Here is a 21,616-nt window from a genome sequence, read left to right as displayed (position 1 = left end):
ACGGAGCCGGACGAAGCCGGCTCCGTCGCCGCACAGTTGATAATCAGGGGAATATCAATGCTGCATTCACCGGTGGATCGGGTCGCCGAAGCGACGCCGCACGCCATTGCCAGACGGTTCAGGGGCCTGTCCGATCGCGCGCTCGCCTGGCTTTTCGTCGCTCCCTCGATCGTGCTGCTGCTGGCGGTCAACATCTTTCCGCTGATCTGGACGATCCGGCTGAGCTTCACCAATTTCCGCGTCAACCGACCCAATGCCGAGGTCGAGTTCGTCGGCCTGAAAAACTACATCAGCATCCTGTCCGACAAGGACATCTGGCTGACCATGCAGGCGACGGCTCATTTCCTGATCTGGACGCTGGTGCTGCAGGTGCTGATCGGCTTCTCGCTCGCTTATCTGATCAACAAGAAGTTCCGCGGCAACGATCTCTGGACGACGATCATCGTGTTGCCGATGATGCTGAGCCCGGCGGTCGTCGGCAATTTCTGGACCTTCCTCTACCAGCCGCAGATCGGCCTGTTCAACTATTCCATAGGCTTCCTGACGGGTGCCGATCCGTCCAGCTTCTCGATGATCGGCGACGTGAAACTGGCGCCCTGGGCGATCGTCATCGTCGACACCTGGATGTGGACGCCCTTCGTCATGCTGATCTGCCTGGCCGGTCTGCGCTCCATCCCCGACAGCATCTATGAAGCGGCCGAATGCGACCGCGCCAGCAAATGGCGGCAATTCTGGACCATCACCATTCCGCTGGTGCTGCCGTTCCTGATGCTCGCCGTGCTTTTCCGCGGCATCGAGAACTTCAAGATGTTCGACCTCGTCGTCCAGCTCACCGGCGGCGGTCCGGGTTCGATCACCGAGCTCACCTCGATCAACCTCAAGCGCGAGGCCTTCGAGAAGTGGCGCACCGGCTATGCCTCTGCCTACGCCGTCATCCTCTTCGTGACCGTCTTCGGCCTGGCCTCGATCTACGTCAAAGCCCTGAACAAGGTGAAGCAGCGATGAGCAGCTATTCCGTCACCGAGCCGTCACGCCGGCAGAAATGGTTCGCCGGGGTGCTTGTCGTCCTCTACGCGCTGATCACAATCCTGCCGCTGGTCTGGATCATCGGCACCAGCTTCAAGTCCCCGTCCGACGCCATTGCCTATCCACCGAAGACGTTCTTCACGCCGACTGTCGAAGGCTATGTCAACGTCTTCACGACGCGCACTCGTCTCACCGAGGAGCAGTTGCAGCAGGTCGGCGAACCCCAGACCTGGTACGACCGGCTGGTGCGCAAGGACGGCCTGGTGATTTCGGGTCCGTCGCGCTTTGCCGAGCGCTTCACCAATTCGGTCATCATCGGCTTCGGCTCGACGGTGCTCTGCATCGTGCTGGGCACGGCAGCCGCCTATGCCTTTTCGCGTTTCAAGGTGCCGCTGAAGGACGACCTGCTGTTCTTCATCCTGTCGACGCGCATGATGCCGCCGATCGCGGTCGCCATCCCGATCTTCCTGATGTTCCGCTCGCTCGGCCTCAGCGACACCCATGCCGGCATGATCCTGCTTTATACCGCGGTGAACCTGTCGCTCTCGGTCTGGCTACTCAAGGGCTTCATCGACGAAATCCCGATCGAATATGAGGAGGCGGCGCTGATCGACGGCTACACGCGCTTTCAGGCCTTCTACAAGGTCGTGTTGCCCCAGGCGGCAACGGGCATCGCCTCGACTGCGATCTTCTGCCTGATCTTTGCCTGGAACGAATACGCCTTCGCCGTGCTGCTGACGTCAGGCAATGCCCAGACCGCGCCGCCCTTCATCCCGACCATCATCGGCGTCAGCGGCCAGGACTGGCCGGCTGTTGCCGCGGGCGCGACCCTGTTCCTCGTGCCGGTCATGGTCTTCACCATCCTCCTGCGCAAGCATCTCCTGCGTGGAATCACCTTCGGAGCGGTACGCAAATGACCAGGTTCTTCGACGGATTGCTTCATTTCCGGCGCGGCGCCTGGGAGATGCTGGCCTCGGTGCTGATTGCCGCCGGCGTCTTCATGCTCATGCAGCCCTTCGCCCTGGTGCTCTATTCCTGGTCTTTCCTCGTAACCCTGCTGGGCACGGTGATGTTCATCATCGTCAGCCATCTTCCGGAGTAGGCCCGTGGCGCAGATCAGAATCCAGAATGTGCGCAAGGAGTTCGGCGCCTTCACCGCAGTCCGCTCCTCGACCTTCACCATCGAGGACGGCGAGTTCTTCATGCTGCTCGGACCTTCCGGCTGCGGCAAGACGACGACGCTCAGAATGATGGCCGGGCTCGAACTTCCGACCTCGGGCGAGATCTTCATCGATGGCGAGGAGGTCGGCATGAAGCCGGCCAGCAAGCGCGACATCGCCTTCGTGTTCCAGATGTTTGCGCTCTACCCGCACATGAACGTGCGCAAGAACATCTCCTATCCGCTGGTCAGTCAGGGGATGAAACGCGAGGAGGTGAAGACGCGTGTCCAAGAGGTTGCCCGCATCCTCAAGATCGAGAATATCCTGGACAGGCCGGTGGGCGGGCTGTCGGGCGGCGACCGCCAGCGCGTGGCTCTGGGCCGGGCGATCGTGCGTCGTCCCAAGGCCTTCTTTATGGACGAGCCGCTCGGCGCACTCGATGCCGAGTTCCGCGAACACATGGCGGAGGAACTGCGCGCGCTGCACGACCGCATGGGCGCAACCACAGTCTATGTCACGCATGACCAGTTAGAGGCCATGCAGATGGGCGACAAGATCGTCGTCATGAACCATGGCGTTGTCGAGCAATTCGGCAAGCCGCAGCAGATCTACGACTGGCCGGCGACCAAGTTCGTCGCCCAGTTCATCGGCTCGCCATCCATGAACTTCCTCGACTTCGAGGGCATGATCGGCATTGGCGGCAAGTCGGTCGATCTCGGCGAAGCGAAGATCGAGGTGCCGGCCGCGCGGGAGGGCCGGGCCGGGAAGCTGACGCTTGGCGTACGGCCCGAGCATGTCAGCTTCGTCACCGAGTCGGCATACAGGGGACGGGTAAGCGCGGTCGAATATCTCGGCACCACCCAGATCGTGACGCTGCGCTCGAGCCACGGCGACCTCAAGGCGCGTATTCCATCGGACCAGTTGGTTCGCGAGGACGAGTTGGTCGGTCTCGAGTTCGACCCGAGGACGCTGTCGGTGTTCGACGCCGAAACCGGCAAGGCCCTGCGGTCGGACGCCAATGACGGAGTGCTGGGACATGGCTGAGATTGTCCTCGAAAACGTGACCAAGACCTTTGGCAGCGTGGCCGCACTCGACAATGTTTCGCTGACGATCCCCGACGGTTCCTTCGTCGTGCTGCTTGGCCCGACGGGTGCCGGCAAGACGACGACTTTACGGATGGTCTCCGGCCTCGATACTCCCGACAGCGGGGAAGTCTATATCAGCGGCCGGCCGATGAAGGGGCTGTCGCCGGCCGAGCGCAACGTGGCGATGGTCTTCCAGCAATACTCGCTCTATCCGCATCTGACCGTCCGGCAGAACCTCGAGTTTCCGCTGAAATCGCCACTGCTCAGGACACCGCGGGACCTGATCGACCGGACCGTCAAGGAGGTCGCCGAGGTCCTGCAGATCGCCCACAAGCTCGACAACAAGGCGACCGCCTTGTCAGGCGGCGAGATGCAGCGCGTCTCCATCGGCCGCGCACTCGTACGCAACCCGCAGATTTTCCTGATGGACGAGCCGCTGAGTTCGCTCGACGCCAAGCTTCGCGCCGACCTGCGCATCGAGTTGAAGCGTATCCAGGCGAAATTGGGGGCGACGCTACTCTATGTCACCCACGACCAGATCGAGGCGATGACGATGGCGACTCATGTCGGCGTGTTGAACGATGGCAAGCTTGTTCAGTTCGGCGCGCCGCGCGAAGTCTATGAGCATCCCGTCAGCGTCTACGCCGCGACTCGGCTCGGCCAGCCGCGCATTAATGTGCTGCCTGCCGATCTCTTCGCCGGTGCGCCGGCCGCCGCCAAGAGCATCGGACTTCGCCCCGAGCACATCGTGCAGGGCGAGGGAGAGGAGGCGCTGGTCAAGCGTGTCGAGCATCTCGGCGACCAGACGCGCCTGCATCTGACCTTGAAGCGGCACGACCTCGTTACCGTCACCGACGCCCACACACCTTTGCGGGGCGGTGAAACCATCAGAATCCAACCGTCGCGGCCGCTTTATTTCGATGCGGCCGGCATGCGTTTAGCTTAGGGAGCAAGAATCCATGGCGCAATTCATCAACCGGCGTGAGGACGTCGTCACCGAGGCCATCGACGGCGTGTTGGCGCTGTCGGGCGGCGCGCTCACCCGCCTCGACGGCTATCCGCATATCCGCGTCGTGCTGCGCAGCGACTGGGACAAGTCGAAAGTGGCGATCGTGTCGGGCGGCGGCTCAGGCCACGAACCGGCGCATGTCGGCTTCGTCGGCAAGGGCATGCTGACGGCTGCGGTCTGCGGCGACGTCTTTGCCTCGCCCAGCGTCGATGCCGTGCTCGCCGGCATCCTGGCGGTTACAGGGACGGCCGGATGCCTGCTGATCGTCAAGAACTACACCGGCGATCGGCTGAATTTTGGTCTCGCCGCCGAGCGGGCGCGCGCCTTCGGGCTCAATGTCTCGATGGTGATCGTCGGAGACGACATCGCATTGCCCGATTTGCCGCAAGCGCGTGGCGTCGCCGGAACCTTGTTCGTGCATAAGATTGCTGGCGCGCTCGCCGAACGCGGCGCCGACCTGGAAACGGTGACGGCGGCGGCGAAGCACGTCATTGCAGGCACCCGTTCCATAGGCATGTCGCTCGACACCTGCAGCGTACCGGGCTCGCCCAAGGAAGACCGGATCGCCGCAGGGAAAGCCGAGCTGGGCCTCGGCATCCACGGCGAAGCCGGCGTCGAGCAGATCGACTTTGCCGGCGCGCGCGCCTCCGTCGCCACCATGGTCGAGCGGCTGGCGGCCGTGATGGGCGAGGGGCCGCATGTCGCGCTCGTCAACAATCTCGGCGGCACCTCGGTGCTCGAAATGTCGGTGCTCGCCCATGACCTCCTCCAGTCGTCCATAGGCGAGAGGATCACCCATTCCATCGGGCCTTCGCCGGTGATGACCTCGCTCGACATGCAGGGCTTTTCCATCTCGGTCTTTCCAGCCGACACAGCCGAGTTGGAGCTTCTCAAGACGCCTGTCGCGATCCCTGCCTGGCCGGGCGTCTCGCGAGTGCGACCGATCACGGTTGCTCCCATGCCCGACGGCCTGACGCCGATCACGCCGATGCCGTCGAACCATGCGGCGACGCGCGCCTTCGTGATCAGCTGCTGCAACGTGCTGATCGCGGCCGAGCAGGATCTCAATGCGCTCGACGCCAAGTCGGGCGATGGCGACACCGGCTCGACGCTGGCGGGTGCCGCCCGTGCCCTGATCAACGCCATCGACCGCCTGCCGCTGTCGGATCACACCCAACTGCTGCGTGCCATAGGCCAAGAATTGAGCCAGACGATGGGCGGCTCCTCGGGCGTGCTGCTCGCCATCTTCTTCGCCGCCGCCGGCGACGGGGCATCTAGCGGCCTGCCGATGCGGGAGGCACTGCGGGCGGGGCTGGCGCGCATGCAGGAGATCGGCGGCGCCAAGATCGGCGACCGTACAATGGTAGATGCCCTTTCCCCAGCCCTCGTGGCTCTCGACGAGAGCCTCGCAGCCGCAGCCGCGGCGGCCCGCGGGGGCGCCAACTTCACCGCGACCCTGACCCGCGCCAAGGCCGGTCGCGCCGCCTATATCAACGCCAAGCAACTCGAAGGGCACGTTGACCCGGGCGCTGAAGCCGTAGCGCGGTTGTTCGAGCATCTGGCGCGCTGACGGTATTTGTTCCAGGCTGGATTTGACTCGGAAACGGGCCGGCATAAGATCGAAAAGCGTCGTGTCAATCTGCAGGCAGGTTCACCGAGGACCCAGAGACAGGACGTCTGAGAGGAAGCGGGGCGGTGGAAACACTGAGCCAGGACGCATGGGATGCGCCAGCTTTTGCCGAGGATTTCGGCGGGGGCGTCTTTGCCACGCAGCGACGGTTGCGTTCCCGGCTTCTTGACCGTGGGGTGATCCGCGACGTCCACGCACGCGATCTTGCAGCGCATATGCTTCTGCGTCTTGACGATCTGCCAGGCTGTTGGTCGATTGCCACCAATTGGCTACGTTCCGCGCTCGGATGCCAGCGTGTGGATGCCGGTTTCGGAATACGCGAGGCCAAAGACTACTTTCCCGGATTCGCCGAAGCCAAGGACGTGAATTACGACGTGCCGTCGTTCGGCTGCGGCAGGGCTGTCGATAATCGCGATGCCGCTATGCAGGCGATGTGGCTGGAGCCCCGCCCGCTGATCTTCGCCGATATCAAGCAGGACAGCCGCGTAACGATGCGGTTGCGGCAAAGGATGTCCGGGGCCAGGACGAAATCGAAACTCGCCTGGGCGCTGCGCACCGAACGTGGTGGTTACGGCCTGATCTGCGCCGATTGGACGGAGCACCTGGTGCCCTGGGAATCCGCTCTCTATGATTGCTTCGAGCAGACGGTGACGGATGTGCTGAGTCCGATCATCGCCGCGGCCAAGCAGATCACCGAACAAGACCTTCGGAGTGAGCCCGGGAAGTCGCTGGCGTCCCTTGCCCAGAACGCGCCTCTTTCGGGTACTGCCCCACTGGCAACGCTGACAGCTTCGGAGCTGGACGTAGCCCGGCTGGTTGCGAAGGGCATGAGCTACAAGGCAATCGCGCGGGTTCGCGACCGGTCTCTTTCGACGATCGATCATCAGCTTAGAAGCATCCGGCAGAAGACCGGCGCCGCGAGCACTTCGGCTTTGGTCAGTCTGCTTGCGCGGGCGGACCTGCTCTGAGCCGTGGGGTTGCCGCGCGGCGCGCGCCTGCCCTTTCTCGCGACTAGGCGCCATCGGACATTCAGCATTGTCAATTAGATATGCCGACGACATCATCCACCGTCGAACCTGATCGACATCGCGAATGTTCGCGATAGATGGCCCCCAACGTTTCTTCGTAGGCTCCCCTAGAGCTGAAGCACCCAGATGGGCGACCCGGCCGAGGGAGGAGACGAGATGACCAAACGATTGCTCGGGGCAACGGCGCTGTTGGCCTGCCTGCCAACGCTCGGCGCGGCCGAGGGCGTGGCCAAGCCTGCACTCGGATACGAGTGGGCCTTGCGAATGATTGCAGCTTGCTTTGCTGAACAGGCGGCTGCCGGCCACGCCAAGGTCAATGTCGTGGTGGTCGATGATGGCGGTCGCCTTGTCGCTGCCGCGCGACAGGATGGGGCCTGCAAGGCTTGCACCGAAATTGCCGAGAACAAGGCGATCACCTCTGCGCTCTATGCCGCTCCGACCCGGACCATGGCTGATCTGTCGTTTGGCGTGAAGCGCGATGGCGTGAATGCCGGATTGCCGGGCGCGGCGTTTGTCCCAGGCCTTGTCGCGTTTGCGGGCGGCCTGCCCATCAAGACAGCCGCTGGAGATGTCATCGGCGGGATCGGTGTCAGCGGCGCCAGCGAGAATCAGGACGAAAGCTGCGCGCAGGCCGGCCTCGCCGCTGTCTCGAAAAGCCTCGACTGAGGGCCTCACGATGATCGACAATCCGTTTTACGGCCCTGAAACGCAGGGCGCGTTCCAGCTTTACGATCTCGGAGACCTGATCCTGGAAAGTGGCGAAACGCTGCGGCGCGCAAAGCTCGCCTACCGCACCTTCGGTCAACTGAATGCGGAGAAGTCCAACGCCATCCTGGTGACCACCTGGTTCTCCGGCACAGGCAAGGTGATGGAGGATGTTTATGTCGGCCGCGATCATGCGCTGAACCCCGACGAGTACTTCATCATCGTCATCGACCAGATCGGCAGTGGCGTGTCGTCATCGCCGCAGAACACGCCGGCACCGCAATCCATGGCCAAGTTTCCTAAGGTGCGGATCGAAGACGACGTGCGAGCTCAGCACAGACTGATTATCGAGCATTTCGGCATCGAACGGCTTGCGCTGGTTGTCGGCGGGTCGATGGGTGGGCAGCAGGTCTATGAATGGTCAGTGCGCTACCCCGAGATGGTCGTTCGCGCCGCCCCGATCGCGGCAACGGCTCGCATCTCGCATCATCAGGTCATTTTCGTCGACGCCTGCGCCGAAGCGCTGATGTCCGACCCGGCCTGGAACGGCGGCTGGTATCAAAACAGCCACGATGTCCGCAACGGCATGGATCGGCTGTCCAGGATCGTTTCAACACAAGGCTGGTCTCCGCAGTTCTACCAGCAAGAACGCTGGAGGGCCGTGCTCGGCATGTCATCCATCGACGACTTCATCAATGGGGTGATGAAGGCGTATTTCGAGCCTATGGATCCCAACGTCCTGCTTTGCGAGATGTGGAAGTGGCAGCGGGCCGACGTTTCTCGGCACGTGGGTGGGGACCTCTCAGCGGCGCTCAAACGGATCACGGCAAAGACATACGTCATGCCGATCAGCCACGACATGTTTTTCCCGCCGCATGAATGCGAGGCCGATTGCGCGCTGATCGAGGGTGCAGAACTGAAAGTCATCCACTCGCCCGAAGGCCATATGGGGCTCAACGGATTTGAGCGCGGCTACATGCGCCAGGTGGACGAGCATTTGAGAGCTCTTCTGAGGAGCTGAGATCAACAACCGGGACGTACTCCTTGGCTCGCGCCGGTGGCGCGGGAACGGGAGTGGCATGTTCCAGACAGGGAGGAGGGGATGGGAGACCATACCCACGAGGCGCTGCGCATCCGCGGCGCGACCAAGACTTATGCAGCGCAATCAGGTGTGGTCCACGCGCTGCAGGACGTGGACATGATCGTCGAGGCTGGCGAGTTCATCTCTGTCGTCGGACCATCCGGCTGCGGCAAGACGACCTTGCTCTGGTCCATTGCTGGCCTCCACCAGCTGAGCGGCGGCCGGATCCACCTGGGCGACGATGAGATCAAGCAGCCGCATCCCAGCATCGGCATGATGTTCCAGGAAGCGAACCTGCTGCCCTGGCGCACCATCGACCAAAACATCTCATTGCCGTTCGAATTGCGCCGGATCAGGCCGGATAAGTACAGGGTCGAGACCTTGCTCGACCGTGTTGGCCTCGGCGGCTTCGGCGAGAAGATGCCGCGCGAGCTCTCCGGCGGCATGCAACAGCGCGCCTCGATCGTGCGCGCACTCGCCAGCAACCCTGACGTTCTCCTGATGGACGAGCCCTTCGGCGCGCTGGATGCCTTCACACGCGATGAGATGAACAAGCTTGTCGAGGAGATCTGGATCGAGGCGCGCAAGACAGTGATCCTGATCACGCACTCCATCGCCGAAGCGGTGTTTCTCTCCGACAAGGTCTACGTGATGAGCGCCCGCCCGGGACGCATCTCCAGGATTGTCGATGTTCCCTTCGAACGCCCGCGACCGCTGGAACTCATGGAGACGCGCGAGTTCTTTGATCTCGTCAATGACATCAAATCCGACATCAAGCATCAGGCGCCGCCCAAGCGCGACGCCTCTGCGAGGTAACCATGACAGATATGACCCACAGCACAAATCTGCCAACCGGAGGCACAAGCCTTTCCGGCGCGACGGGAATTGTCAGCGGTATGGGCGGGCAAGGTGCGCGCGAAATCATTGCGATCCTTGCCGTCGCGATCCTCGTCATCGGCGGCGGCGAATTTCTGCTGCGCTGGTTCAACGTACCCCAGTTCATCCTGCCAGCGCCGTCGACAATTGCCGCGGTCTTCGGCTCGCCCGAGATCGCAACAATCTCGCTGCACTATGGCTACACGCTGTTCGAGTTGTTTTCCGGTTACGCCATTGGCGCCTCGATCGGGTTGGTGCTTGCGGCCGTCATCACCCAATTCCCTTTCGTCGAGAAGGTGATCACCCCTTACATCTTGCTGCTGGTGACCACGCCGATGCTGGCGCTGGTACCGTTGCTGATCCTGAATTTCGGCTTCGGCTACACGCCGCGCGTCATTGCCGTCGCCCTGGCTTCAGGACCGATGGTGATGATCAATGCGGCGACAGGGTTCAGGCGGGTTGATACGGGCAAGATCGCGCTCGCGCGCTCCTATGGAGCCAACACGCTGCAAATCTTCACGAAGATCCGGATCCCGATGGCGATGCCGATGGTCATCGTCGGGCTGATGATCGGCGCGATCTTTGGCATGATCACCGCGGTTGGTGCTGAGATGTCGGGTGGCGGATTTGGCATTGGCAGCCGCCTGACCACCTATTCCTCGACGCTGCGCATGCCCGAGTTCTTCGCCTGTATCCTGATCCTCGCGGTCACGGGGATCGCGATCTACGCATTCTTCTTCTGGCTCGGCAGGAAACTCGCGGGCTGGGAAAGCTGATCGGCCGGGCGGGGAATGACCGCGCCCCGCCGGCGCTAGCTGAAAGCGGTCTTTCTGCGAAGGGAGGACATGCAATGACAACGACCAATATTTCGCGCCGCAGGCTGCTCCAAGTGGGGGCGGGCGGCCTGGTTACGAGCACAGTACTGGGAGGAAGCCTGTTCAAGCCAGGCATCGCGTTCGCCAAGCCTTATGGCTCGCCCTTTAACTGGATCTCGCCGCGCGGAACCATCGAAGTGATGGACGACTATCCCTATTGGGTGGCGAAGGAGATGGGCTACTTCGGCGATCCGGGCATAGAGACGGCGATGCAGCCAGGTCCATCTGACGGCACAGCCGTTGTGAAGTTCCTGGCCGTTGAACAGGCCGACATCGGTTTCCCTTCGCCGGGTGTGCTGTCCTATGCCGTCAACAGCGGGATGGATCTGGTCTCGGTTTTCGGAAGCGGCAATCTCGACCTCTTCAACTTTGCCTTCCGCAAAGGAGAGGGCGTCCAGGATCTTGCCAAGCTCGAGGGCAAGACGGTGCTGCTCGGGTCGGCCGCCTGGCAATCGATCTGCGACCCGATGTTTGCGGCTGTCGGCGTTGATCCGAAGTCGATCAAATATGTCGAGGCGGGCTGGCCGACCTGGACCACGGCGCTGGCGAGCGGGCAAGGCGATGCCTGTCTGGCTTGGGAAGGTTTGCGCGCCGACCTCTCGGCCAAGGGGCTCGACTTCGACTACTGGCTCGGCATGCGCGGCTCGCCATTGCCGTCCAATTCACTGGTCGTGCGGCGCGCCGACATCGAAGACCAGGATCGTCGCCGCTTCCTTGCCAACTATCTCAAGGGCTGGGCCATGGGCAGCGCGTTTGCCGACCGCAATCCGCGTGCCGCTGCCGACATCGTCTTCAAGGCACTGCCTACGACCAAGGCGAACTACGGCCCGCGCTATGGCACGGAGAGCCTCATGCAGATCCACCGCACCTTCAAGGGCTACATGGCAAAGCGGAAAGGATGGGGCGAGCACGACATTCCGAGCTGGGACAGCTTCTTCAAAATACTGAAGAAGATCGGTCAGTCCGCGATAGATATCGACACGGAACGATTTGTGACCAACGCCTTCATCGCCGATGCCAACAATTTCGATGTCGCGAAGGTGCATGCCGATGCCGACAAATATGCCTTGCCTGAGGATCTTGCCTCTATCGACATGACCAAGCTCGAGGCCAGCTTCTACGGCAACGTCATCAACTGATCTCGATTGAGCGCCCGCGGCGGCCCTGACCCGTGCCAGGGACGGCCGCGCCGCCTATTGCAAGCGCCAGGCAACTCGAAGGCCACATCGGCCCCGGAGCCGAGGCGGTGGCGCTGCTATTCGAGCATCTGGCGCACTGACGGCGCCGTGCGCCTTATGTCGGGCTGCGTTGGGAGGTTTCTGCGGCAGCCCGATTTGATTCTCGTCGTCCCAGCCACAACGGCTTTGCGCCTCAGCACGATCGCGAGAGGGCGAGGCCATAGCCATTCCCGGCCTGTCCGATTCTTGTTTCGGTAGCGGCGTAAAGTGAATGTCAGGCGGTCAGCCGGGCCTGACAGAAATACCGACATGTGCAGTTGCGCAGCGTCGAGGGCGACACCACGAGCGCAAGAAATGCAGCTGCAGCGTGCACCGGTACAGGCCCGAAACGCTCTGAAAATGTTGAGAAAACCTGGTACGCCCAAGGGGAATCGAACCCCTGTTACCGCCGTGAAAGGGCGGTGTCCTAACCGCTAGACGATGGGCGCGCTCAGGTGAGGCGGTGTATAATTGGCTTGTTCGCGACAGGCAACCCGTCTTTTTGCTGCGTCGCGAAATTTTTTCGACTTATCCACGGCGACGGCCGCAACGCCAGTTCCAGTCGCGTTCAGGGCCGACGTCGATGTGGACGGAATTGGTGTGGCAATAGGTGCCGACGCCGCCGCGGCCGGGCATGGCGCGCAGGTACGTCGCCAGTTCCCACTTGCCGACGCCGGGAATCTGGATGTCGGCTGCTGCGCAATACATATGCTGCGAATTCTTGGCGCCGCGGGCGCGACGGTTGCGTTCGGGATTGCGATAGCCCGACGTGACGACCATCTTCTTGCCGTAGTGCTGTTCGGCCGCCTTCAGGATGCGTACCAGCGACGGCTTCAGGCAGGCGACATCGACGCTTTCGGTCTGCTTGAGCAGGCCGTTCGGAGCGAGTCGCGCCATGCCCGCGGCGGATGCCAACTTGAGGCCAGGATCCTCGTCCTCGTGCAGATCGACGTCGCTGTCGTCGTTGAGGCCGGATTTGCGTTTGATCTCGAACAGGTCGGTGGTGCGCACGCCGGGCAGCGCCCAGTTCGAATCTCCACCCGACGAGCCGCCCAGCGACGCAAGCTCCACCGGCTTCGATTCGGCTTTCGCCGAGGCCAGCGTGATGATCGGCTTGGCTTTTTCCTCAGGGGCCTCCGGCTTGGCGTCGGAGGCTTCGTCGCCCATCGCGATCAGCGGCTTTGCCTTCTGTTCGGCTGGCGCAGGTGCTGCCTTGGCGGATGACGAGCCGAACAACGAGGCAAACAGCCCCTTCTTCTTGGGTGCTTCGGGCTCGGCTGCCGGACCGTTGGTCAGTATGAAGCCGGTGTCCTGCTGCACAGGCTGCTTGGCCGTTTTCGCCTCCGCGGTCTGGGGCGCTTCAGCTTCGGTCTTTGCTTGTTCTGCCGCTGTCGCAGGCTGCTGCGGCTGTTCAGCACTGGCGATGGCGACTTCCGCGGCGTTTTCGCTTCCCGGCTTGATCAGTGGAACATAACCGACCTGGTCGGGCAGGGCGGTGTCGCCTGTCGGGCTCATCGCTGCCTGGGCAACGGATGTGGCAGGGGCGCCTGCGGCGGTCGCGGATTGGGCAGTGGTTGTTTCGGTGGTCGTTGCGGCGTTGGCCGCGGGATTTGTCAGGTCGAAATTGGGCTCGCCCGTCGATGAACAGGACACACTAAGCAGCGAAACCAGCACGGTCAGCGCAACGCCGCATCGCCGGTCTGCGAATCGCAGTCGTCCTGACGTCAAAGCGGTCCCCTCTCATGCACTGCAGGCCAACGACTAGCTTGGCGATTGAAATCGAACGTTTACACAACCATGCTTCGATACGAGAAGCGGCACTCAAATTTGTGGCAATGATCCCCCATCTAGCGGGCTAGGCGCCAATTAAGGCGAGATCATGATAGGCGCCATGTTTTCGCCCTCTTGGTAAAAGGCGTCAATTCACTGCCTGTGACAGCTGGTTACACGCGCACCTTCACATAGCTGCCGGGGGCATCCTCTAGCACCCGCCCGCTTATGCCAGGCTTGCGTGCCGCAACGCGGGTATCGTCCTTGGCCTCGATCCAGCGCTGCCAGTGCGGCCACCACGAGCCAGGCGTCTCCGCAGCACCCTTGAGCCATTCGTCGAAATCGCCGACCGGCTTGCCTCCCGACCAGAACTGATACTTGCCGGCGGCGGGCGGATTGACCACGCCGGCGATATGTCCAGAGCCGCCGACGACATAGTCGACATCGCCGCCGAAATACTGGCAGCCGAGGAAGACCGAGCGGGCCGGGGCGATATGGTCCTCGCGCGCAGCGAGGTTGTAGACCGGGATGGTGACGTCGGCGAGCGAGATGGTTCGGCCGGCCAGCTCCATCCTGCCTTGCGACAGGTTGTTCTCCAGATAGCAGTTGCGCAGGTAGAAGGAGTGATTGGCTGCTGCCATGCGCGTCGAATCGGCATTCCAGTAGAGCAGGTCGAACGGCGTCGGCTCCTTGCCGCGCATGTAGTTGTTGATGACATAGGGCCAGATCAGGTCGCCCGAGCGCAGCATGTTGAAGGCCGTCGCCATCTTGGTGCCGTCGAGATAGCCCTTGTCCTTCATCGCTCCCTCGAGAGCCTTGATCTGATCCTCGTCGACGAACACCTTGAGGTCACCGGCATAGGTGAAATCGACCTGCGTCGTGAAGAAGGTGACCGACTGGATGCGGTGGTCACCTTCCTGTGCCAGCAGCGCCAGGGCTGCCGCCAGCAACGTGCCGCCAACGCAGTAGCCGATGGCGTTGACCTTGGTTTCTCCCGTCGCCTGCTCGACGGTGTCGAGCCCATATTGCAGGCCTTCGCGGATATAGGCTTCCCAATCCTTCAGGCCGTGGCGCTGGTCTGGATTGATCCAGGAGATGACGAAGACCGTGTGGCCCTGTTCGACGGCCCAGCGGATGAAGGACTTCTGCGGGTTGAGGTCGAGGATGTAGAACTTGTTGATCCATGGCGGGCAGATCAGCAGCGGCCGCTTCAGCACCTTGTCGGTGGTCGGCGTGTACTGGATGATTTCCGCGACGTCGCTGCGGCCGACGACCTTGCCCGGCGTGGTGGCGATGTTCTTGCCGATTTCAAAACCGCTATAGTCGGCCTGCCGGAGCTTGAGGTCGCCCTTGCCGGCCGAAATGTCCTCGGCAAACATCTTCATGCCGCGCACGAGGTTCTCGCCATTGCTGGCGACAGTTTCGCGAAACAGCTCCGGATTGGTCAGGATGAAATTGGACGGCGAGATCGCGTTGGCGACCTGCTTGACGTAGAAGCCGGCCTTATGGCGGGTGTGCTCGTCGAGGCCGTCGGCATGGTCGACGAGGTCGCCGGCCCAGCGCGCAGTCACCAGATAGGCCTGCTTGAGGAAATCGAAGAAGGCGTTGCGGCCCCATTCCGGGTCGAGGAAGCGCTTGTCGCCGCGTTCTGGCTTGACGGCGTCGTCGACCTCGTCGCCCCCCATGCGCTGGATCGACTTGCTCCACACGTCGAGATATCCGGAGAACAATCGGGTCTGCGCTTCCAGCGCGCGTTGCGGGTCGGACAGCCAGTATTCGCTAAGCTTTGAGAAGGTCTTGACCATGTCGGCCATCGGCTCGGCGACGGTGTCGCGCACCTCGCCCTTCTCGCGCGGTTCGGCCCAGGCGGAGGCTGCCTTCCCTGCCTGCTCGATCATGCGGGCCATGTTGAGCGCAAAACGTTCCGGATCTTTGACGAGGTACTGCTCGACGGAGGAGGGGGAATCGCCACTCGGCTTGTCCGAATCGTCTACCTTCGCCATGGTTCTTGCTGGTCCTCCCAAAGCGCCCATTGTTGACATAGTATCATGTGACGTCTTACCGGGTCCAACGCGCTCTACCGCGCCTGTCGGGGAAACTTTATGACATATAGTGTTGGTCGGAATGTTTTTTTCTGCTCCCGCGTGATGTTGTCAGCGGGTGTGCTGGCATTGGCACTTGCCGCCGGCGGCTGCACCAGCACGACCAGCGCCGACAGCACTGCTGCGCCGGTAACCGGGCGCGGCGCTCAGGACACCGGCACTTATCCCAATCTCAACATTGCGCCCAAGGTGGCCGCTGCCCAGTTCACCGAGGACCAGAAGGCCGCCAAGCTGGCCGAACTCCAGGCTGCCAAACAGCGCCAGGGCGCCAAGGCCGGGACCGGCGGTGGCAACTCGGCGGCTATGACCACGCTTGCCAGAAAGCACGGCGACGACACGCTCAAGGCCATCGAAGGCAAGTGCGAGACTATCGACCCCGCCTGCAATTGAGTGTATATCGCGCACGCATCGCCGAGCCCCCGTTTACCTGGAACTGACATGGAAGAATTTCACAAGGTCCGCCGCCTTCCGCCCTATGTCTTCGAGCAGGTCAATCGGCTGAAGGCCAGCGCCCGTTCGCGTGGCGCCGATATCATCGATCTCGGCATGGGCAATCCGGACCTGCCGACCCCGACCGCCATCGTCGACAAGCTGTGCGAAGTGGTTCGTGACCCGCGCACCCATCGCTACTCGTCGTCGCGCGGCATTCCCGGGCTGCGCCGCGCCCAGGCCAATTATTATGCCCGCCGCTTTGGCGTGAAGCTCAATCCCGATACCCAGGTCGTTGCGACACTGGGCTCGAAGGAAGGCTTCGCCAACATGGCGCAGGCGATCACCGCGCCTGGCGACGTCGTGCTGTGCCCGGATCCGACCTACCCGATCCACGCCTTCGGCTTCATCATGTCGGGCGGCGTCATTCGCTCGCTGCAGGCCAAGCCGGATGACGGCTTCATCCCGGCGCTCGAACGCGGCGTCCGCCATTCGATCCCGAAGCCCTTGGCACTGATCCTCAACTACCCGTCGAACCCGACGGCGCATGTCGCTTCGCTCGACTTCTACAAGGACGTCGTCGCCTTCGCGAAGAAGAACGACATCATCATCCTGTCGGACCTTGCCTATTCGGAGATCTACTTCGACGGCAATCCGCCGCCTTCGGTTCTTCAGGTGCCGGGAGCGATCGACGTCACTGTCGAATTCACCTCGATGTCGAAGACGTTCTCGATGCCGGGCTGGCGCATGGGCTTTGCCGTCGGCAACGAGCGCCTGATCGCTGCCTTGACCCGGGTGAAGTCGTATCTCGACTATGGCGCGTTCACGCCGATCCAGGTGGCCGCGACCGCAGCGCTGAACGGCGACGGCACCGACATCGCGGAAGTGCGCGAGGTCTACCACAAGCGCCGCGACGTGATGGTCGACTCGTTCACCCGAGCAGGCTGGGAAATCCCGGCGCCGGCGGCGACGATGTTTGCCTGGGCGCCGATACCTGAGCCGTTCAAGCATCTTGGTTCGCTCGAATTCTCCAAGCTGCTCATCGAGCATGCCGATGTGGCTGTCGCTCCGGGCGTCGGCTTCGGCGAACATGGCGACGATTATGTGCGTCTGGCGCTGGTCGAGAACGAGCACCGCATCCGCCAGGCTGCGCGCAGCATCAAGCGCTTCCTGCAGACCACCGCCAAACATCCCAACAACGTGGTTCCGCTCGCAGCCCATCGCTGAGCGGCGCCACGGCCACATTCCCAGAACGACTGAAGTAAGAGGCGCCGCGACCATGGCTGAAGCATTGCGTGTTGGAATTGCCGGTCTCGGCACGGTCGGTGCTTCGGTGGCGCGCGTGCTGCGCGACAAGGGTGCCGAACTCACCCGGCAGTGCGGCCGCGAGATCGTCGTCACGGCTGTTTCCGCCCGCGACCGAACGCGTGACCGCGGCGTCGACCTGAGCGGCGCCCAGTGGTTCGACGATCCGATCGAACTGGCCGAGAAAGCCGATATCGACGTCTTCATCGAGCTGATCGGTGGCGACGAGGGGGCCGCGCGCGCTTGCGTGCGTGCCGCCCTGGACGCCGGCCGTCACGTCGTGACCGCCAACAAGGCGCTGCTCGCCAAGCATGGCGTGGCACTGGCCGAGGTCGCCGAGAAGAAAGGCGTGCTGCTCAACTACGAAGCGGCGGTCGCCGGCGGCATCCCTGTCATCAAGACGATGCGCGAGGCGATGGCCGGCAATAGCGTCACCCGCGTCTTTGGCATTCTCAACGGCACCTGCAACTACATCTTGACGCGCATGGAAGCCGAGGGCTTGACCTTCGAGGCCTGCCTCGCCGACGCCCAGCGCCTGGGTTACGCCGAGGCCGACCCGACCTTCGACATCGAGGGCAACGACACGGCGCACAAGCTTGCCATCCTGACCAGCCTGGCATTCGGCTCGAAGATCGCGGCCGACGACATCTATCTCGAAGGCATTTCCAACATCACCCAGGCTGACATTCGCGCAGCGGCTGAGCTCGGCTACCGCATCAAGCTGCTTGGCGTTGCCCAGCGTACTGAAAGCGGCATCGAGCAGCGCGTGCACCCGACCATGGTGCCGACCGCCTCGGTCATCGCCCAGGTTCACGGGGTCACCAATGCAGTGGCGATCGAAACCGACATTCTGGGCGAATTGCTGCTGTCCGGCCCCGGCGCCGGCGGCAACGCCACGGCGTCGGCCGTCGTCGGCGACATTGCCGACATCGCCAAGAGCCGGCCAGGATTCCAGCATGGTCCGGTGTTCGGCCGCCCGGCCAAGGAGCTTAAGCCCTACAAGAAAGCGCAGATGCGCAGCCATGCCGGCGGCTACTTCATCCGCCTGACCGTGCATGATCGCATCGGCGTCTTCGCAGCGATCGCCAAGCGCATGGCCGACAACGACATTTCGCTGGAATCGATCGTCCAGCACGCCAATGGCACCGAAGGCGGCATCGCCCAGAAGACCGTCATCCTGGTGACTCACGAGACCACGGAAGCTGCCGTGCGCAAGGCCGTCGACGGCGTGACCAAGGATGGTCACCTGACCGACAAGCCGCAGGTCATCCGCATCGAGCGCGCCGGCTAAGCAGGCGCCTGTTCTAGGGGGCGCAAATGTGCCCCCGCCCAGGCAGTAAAGCGCCATTACCTTTCAATCGATTGATATTGTTTCGCTTTCGATAAAGCGGGCAACAGGTCTTGCCGTTGTCATGCGGGTTTGACAATAAGAGCCGGCCCGGTTTGGGCGCTCCGAACTCATCGACTTCAGGACCCAGTATTATGGCGAAAAGCGTTGTAGCCGGCCTCGACCGGATTCTCACCATGGAACTCGTGCGTGTCACCGAGCGGGCCGCCGTGGCTGCAGCCAGGCTGCGCGGACGTGGCGACGAGAAGGCCGCCGACCAGGTCGCGGTCGACGCCATGCGCCAGGAGCTGAACCGCCTCGCCATCAACGGCACCGTCGTCATCGGCGAAGGCGAACGCGACGAAGCCCCGATGCTCTACATCGGCGAGGAAGTAGGCTCTGGCGGCCCTGACGTGGACATCGCGCTCGACCCGCTTGAAGGCACCACCATCTGCGCCAAGAACCTGCCCAACGCGCTTGCCGTCATCGCTATTGCCGAAAAGGGCAGCCTGCTGTTTGCGCCCGACGTCTATATGGACAAGATCGCCGTCGGCCCGGGTTATCCCGAGGGCGTCATCGACATCGACGCTTCGCCGGCCGACAACATCGCCAGCGTTGCCAAGGCCAAGGGCGTGCCGGTTGAAGAAATCACCGCCTGCATCCTCGACCGTCCGCGCCATTCCAAGCTGATCGAGGCCGTGCGCGAGACCGGTGCTGCCATCCGCCTGATCGGCGACGGCGACGTTGCCGGTGTGATCCATACCACCGATCCCGAGGAAACCGGCATCGACATATATCTCGGCACCGGCGGTGCGCCCGAGGGCGTGCTGGCTGCGGCAGCGCTGCGCTGCACCGGCGGCCAGATGCTTGGCCGCCTGATGCTCGACACCCCCGAGAAGGTCGCGCGCGCCGCCACCATGGGCATCACCGACCCCAAGAAGGTCTACCGCGTCGAGGAAATGGCGCGCGGCGACGTGCTGTTCGCTGCCACCGGCGTCACCGACGGCAACATGCTTGCCGGCGTCAAGTTTGGCCGTGACTCGATCACCACCCACACGATCGTGCTGCGCTCGTCGTCCAAGACGGTGCGTGAGATCAAGGCACGTCACCAGGATCTGGAAAAATTCTGATTACGCGCCTGTTGCGGTCGCCTATTGTCGATCCGAAGCGGGTGGACCTCAACTGAATGGCGACTGAAAAGCGTAACTTTCTCGGCGTAAGGCGTTCGGCCACCGGTGTTTCCTGGGAGCATCGCCTGACCGAACGCCAGGACATGCTGGCGCTCGCCATCGCCCAGGGGCATGGCGTGCCCGACATCGTCGCCCGTGTGCTTGCCGGGCGCGGCGTGCTGCCCGAGGACACCGAGCGTTTCCTCGACCCGACGATCCGCGACCTGTTGCCCGATCCGGCCTCGCTGACCGACATGGACAAGGCGGCATCGCGCCTTACCGATGCCGTGCTGCGCAACGAGAAGGTGGCGATCTTCGGCGACTACGACGTCGACGGCGCCTGTTCGTCGGCGCTGGTAAAACGCTTTCTCACCCATTTCGGTATCGAGTCCGAGATCTACATTCCCGACCGCATCTTCGAAGGTTACGGCCCGAACCCTGATGCCATGCGTGAGCTTATCGGGCGCGGCGCGAGCCTGATCGTCACTGTCGACTGTGGCACCAACAGCGCCGCCTCCATCGACGCGGCCAACGAGGCCGGCGCCGATGTCGTGGTGCTCGACCATCACCAGGTTGGCGGGGCGCTGCCGAATGCCGTTGCCGTGGTCAATCCGAACCGCGACGACGATCTCTCCGGCCAGGGACATCTCTGCGCCGCCGGCGTCACCTTCCTGGCCCTGGTGCAGACGGCCAAGGTGATGCGCGAGGCAATGCCTGGCGCGCCGCGTCCCGATCTGCTCAAGCTGCTCGATCTCACAGCGCTTGCGACAGTTGCCGACGTCGTGCCGCTGACCGGCGTGAACAGGGCGTTCGTCGTCAAGGGTCTGCAGGCCATGCGCCAGCAGAACAATGTCGGGCTGACGGCACTTGCCCGGGTGGCACGCATAGGCGAGCCGCTCAACACTTTCCACCTGTCGTTCCTGCTCGGGCCGCGTATCAATGCCGGCGGGCGCATCGGCGATGCGGCCCTGGGCAGCAAGCTGCTTGCCACCGACGATCCGGTCGAAGCCGGAACGATTGCCGAAACGCTCGACCGCCTGAACCAGGAGCGGCAGACGATGGAAACGGAGATGCTGGCCGAGGCGCGCGCCGAGGCCGATGCCGAGATTGGCGCCGGGCCGGGGCCGGCTGTGCTTGTCACAGCGAACACCACATGGCACCCAGGCATCGTCGGCCTGCTGGCCTCGCGGCTCAAGGACCACGCGCGCCGCCCGGCTTTTGCAATTGCCTTCAACCCGAATGGCGTTGGCACAGGCTCCGGTCGCTCGGTTTCAGGGTTCGACCTTGGCCGACTGGTGCGCGAGGCCGTCGATGCCGGACTGTTGGTCAAGGGCGGCGGCCACGCCATGGCGGCCGGCATCACAGTCGAGCGCGCCAAGCTGGGCGAATTGCGCGCCTTCTTCGAGCAGCGCGCCGCAGCGGACGTGTTCCGCCTGCAGGATGAGGAAAGCCTGAAGATCGACGGTGCGCTGGCCGCGGAAGGCGCGACGCTGAACCTCGTCGACGCGCTGGAGAAGGCCGGACCGTTCGGGGCAGGGCATGTCCCGCCCGTTTTTGTTCTGCCAAGGCACCGCATCGCCGATGCCCGGCTGGTCGGCAACGCGCATATCCGCATCGATCTGCGTTCGGAAAGCGGCGGCAAGGTGCAGGCGATGGCGTTCAGAGCGGCGGAGACGCCGCTCGGCGATTTCCTGTTCCGGAACCGCGACCGTGCGATCCACGTCGCCGGCTCGATTTCGGTCAATCATTGGAATGGCAGTCGTACCGCCCAGTTCAGGATCGTCGACGCGTCGCTGGCCGGTCCTTGACCGAGAATTGGTC

19 protein-coding genes and 1 tRNA gene are annotated in these 21,616 nt (G+C 63.1%); 17 read left to right on the top strand and 3 right to left on the bottom strand.

Annotated features, from left to right (window positions below; all coding sequences use genetic code 11):
• Positions 1–57 precede the first annotated feature (57 nt).
• The 12 genes from DY201_RS17005 (at position 58) to DY201_RS16950 (ending at position 11,615) form a co-directional block, all read left to right on the top strand.
• On the top strand, positions 58–1,005 hold the full coding sequence (locus DY201_RS17005; RefSeq protein ID WP_115732210.1) for a carbohydrate ABC transporter permease: 948 nt from the start codon (positions 58–60) through the stop codon (positions 1,003–1,005).
• Positions 1,002–1,943: a carbohydrate ABC transporter permease gene (locus DY201_RS17000; protein ID WP_115732209.1), complete on the top strand. Its 942-nt coding sequence runs from the start codon at positions 1,002–1,004 to the stop codon at positions 1,941–1,943. Before DY201_RS17005 ends, DY201_RS17000 begins: the two co-directional genes overlap by 4 nt.
• Entirely contained in the window at positions 1,940–2,128 is a 189-nt protein-coding gene (locus DY201_RS16995) for a hypothetical protein (protein WP_115732208.1), read from the top strand. Before DY201_RS17000 ends, DY201_RS16995 begins: the two co-directional genes overlap by 4 nt.
• 4 nt (positions 2,129–2,132) lie before the next feature.
• Positions 2,133–3,230 carry an ABC transporter ATP-binding protein gene (locus DY201_RS16990; protein ID WP_115732207.1) on the top strand — a complete coding sequence of 366 codons (1,098 nt, stop codon included), beginning with the start codon at positions 2,133–2,135 and terminating at the stop codon, positions 3,228–3,230.
• Complete coding sequence (locus tag DY201_RS16985; RefSeq protein ID WP_115732206.1) at positions 3,223–4,218, top strand: ABC transporter ATP-binding protein; 996 nt, start codon at positions 3,223–3,225, stop codon at positions 4,216–4,218. The genes DY201_RS16990 and DY201_RS16985 overlap by 8 nt, the downstream gene beginning before the upstream one ends.
• Before the next feature lie 13 nt (positions 4,219–4,231).
• The gene (locus DY201_RS16980; protein ID WP_115732205.1) at positions 4,232–5,851 is read left to right on the top strand and encodes a dihydroxyacetone kinase subunit DhaK; all 1,620 of its coding nucleotides are present in this window, start codon (positions 4,232–4,234) and stop codon (positions 5,849–5,851) included.
• Between the two features lie 125 nt (positions 5,852–5,976).
• On the top strand, positions 5,977–6,879 hold the full coding sequence (locus DY201_RS16975; protein ID WP_115732204.1) for a helix-turn-helix transcriptional regulator: 903 nt from the start codon (positions 5,977–5,979) through the stop codon (positions 6,877–6,879).
• Between the two features lie 216 nt (positions 6,880–7,095).
• Positions 7,096–7,605, top strand: coding sequence for a GlcG/HbpS family heme-binding protein (locus tag DY201_RS16970; protein ID WP_165915953.1), 510 nt, complete (start codon positions 7,096–7,098; stop codon positions 7,603–7,605).
• A 10-nt stretch (positions 7,606–7,615) separates the two neighbouring features.
• Positions 7,616–8,665: an alpha/beta fold hydrolase gene (locus DY201_RS16965; RefSeq protein ID WP_115732202.1), complete on the top strand. Its 1,050-nt coding sequence runs from the start codon at positions 7,616–7,618 to the stop codon at positions 8,663–8,665.
• A gap of 81 nt (positions 8,666–8,746) precedes the next feature.
• Complete coding sequence (locus DY201_RS16960; protein ID WP_115732201.1) at positions 8,747–9,541, top strand: ABC transporter ATP-binding protein; 795 nt, start codon at positions 8,747–8,749, stop codon at positions 9,539–9,541.
• Between the two features lie 2 nt (positions 9,542–9,543).
• Complete coding sequence (locus DY201_RS16955) at positions 9,544–10,377, top strand: ABC transporter permease (RefSeq protein ID WP_115732200.1); 834 nt, start codon at positions 9,544–9,546, stop codon at positions 10,375–10,377.
• A 74-nt stretch (positions 10,378–10,451) separates the two neighbouring features.
• Entirely contained in the window at positions 10,452–11,615 is a 1,164-nt protein-coding gene (locus tag DY201_RS16950) for an ABC transporter substrate-binding protein (RefSeq protein ID WP_115732199.1), read from the top strand.
• Between the two features lie 452 nt (positions 11,616–12,067).
• Here DY201_RS16950 and DY201_RS16945 read toward each other — a convergent pair.
• The 3 genes from DY201_RS16945 to DY201_RS16935 form a co-directional block, all read right to left on the bottom strand.
• Positions 12,068–12,142 (bottom strand) — tRNA-Glu (locus DY201_RS16945).
• Positions 12,143–12,221: 79 nt separating this feature from the next.
• The gene (locus tag DY201_RS16940; protein ID WP_245432022.1) at positions 12,222–13,208 is read right to left on the bottom strand and encodes a YcbK family protein; all 987 of its coding nucleotides are present in this window, start codon (positions 13,206–13,208) and stop codon (positions 12,222–12,224) included.
• Between the two features lie 428 nt (positions 13,209–13,636).
• The gene (locus DY201_RS16935; RefSeq protein ID WP_115732197.1) at positions 13,637–15,466 is read right to left on the bottom strand and encodes a PHA/PHB synthase family protein; all 1,830 of its coding nucleotides are present in this window, start codon (positions 15,464–15,466) and stop codon (positions 13,637–13,639) included.
• A 144-nt stretch (positions 15,467–15,610) separates the two neighbouring features.
• Here DY201_RS16935 and DY201_RS16930 point away from each other — a divergent pair, with 144 nt between their 5' ends.
• The 5 genes from DY201_RS16930 (at position 15,611) to recJ (ending at position 21,603) form a co-directional block, all read left to right on the top strand.
• Positions 15,611–15,955 (top strand): hypothetical protein, encoded by a 345-nt coding sequence (locus DY201_RS16930; protein ID WP_245432135.1) that lies wholly within the window; start codon positions 15,611–15,613, stop codon positions 15,953–15,955.
• Between the two features lie 48 nt (positions 15,956–16,003).
• Positions 16,004–17,221, top strand: a complete 1,218-nt coding sequence (locus tag DY201_RS16925) for an LL-diaminopimelate aminotransferase (RefSeq protein WP_115732195.1) — start codon at positions 16,004–16,006, stop codon at positions 17,219–17,221.
• A 52-nt stretch (positions 17,222–17,273) separates the two neighbouring features.
• Positions 17,274–18,590, top strand: coding sequence for a homoserine dehydrogenase (locus DY201_RS16920; protein WP_115732194.1), 1,317 nt, complete (start codon positions 17,274–17,276; stop codon positions 18,588–18,590).
• Between the two features lie 191 nt (positions 18,591–18,781).
• Positions 18,782–19,756: a class II fructose-bisphosphatase gene (glpX, locus tag DY201_RS16915; RefSeq protein ID WP_067961708.1), complete on the top strand. Its 975-nt coding sequence runs from the start codon at positions 18,782–18,784 to the stop codon at positions 19,754–19,756.
• 56 nt (positions 19,757–19,812) lie between these two features.
• Positions 19,813–21,603, top strand: coding sequence for a single-stranded-DNA-specific exonuclease RecJ (recJ, locus tag DY201_RS16910; RefSeq protein ID WP_115732193.1), 1,791 nt, complete (start codon positions 19,813–19,815; stop codon positions 21,601–21,603).
• Positions 21,604–21,616: the final 13 nt, after the last annotated feature.

The sequence above is a fragment of the Aminobacter aminovorans genome (assembly GCF_900445235.1).
Classification (GTDB): domain Bacteria; phylum Pseudomonadota; class Alphaproteobacteria; order Rhizobiales; family Rhizobiaceae; genus Aminobacter; species Aminobacter aminovorans.
This window is presented reverse-complemented; position numbering and strand designations above follow the sequence as displayed.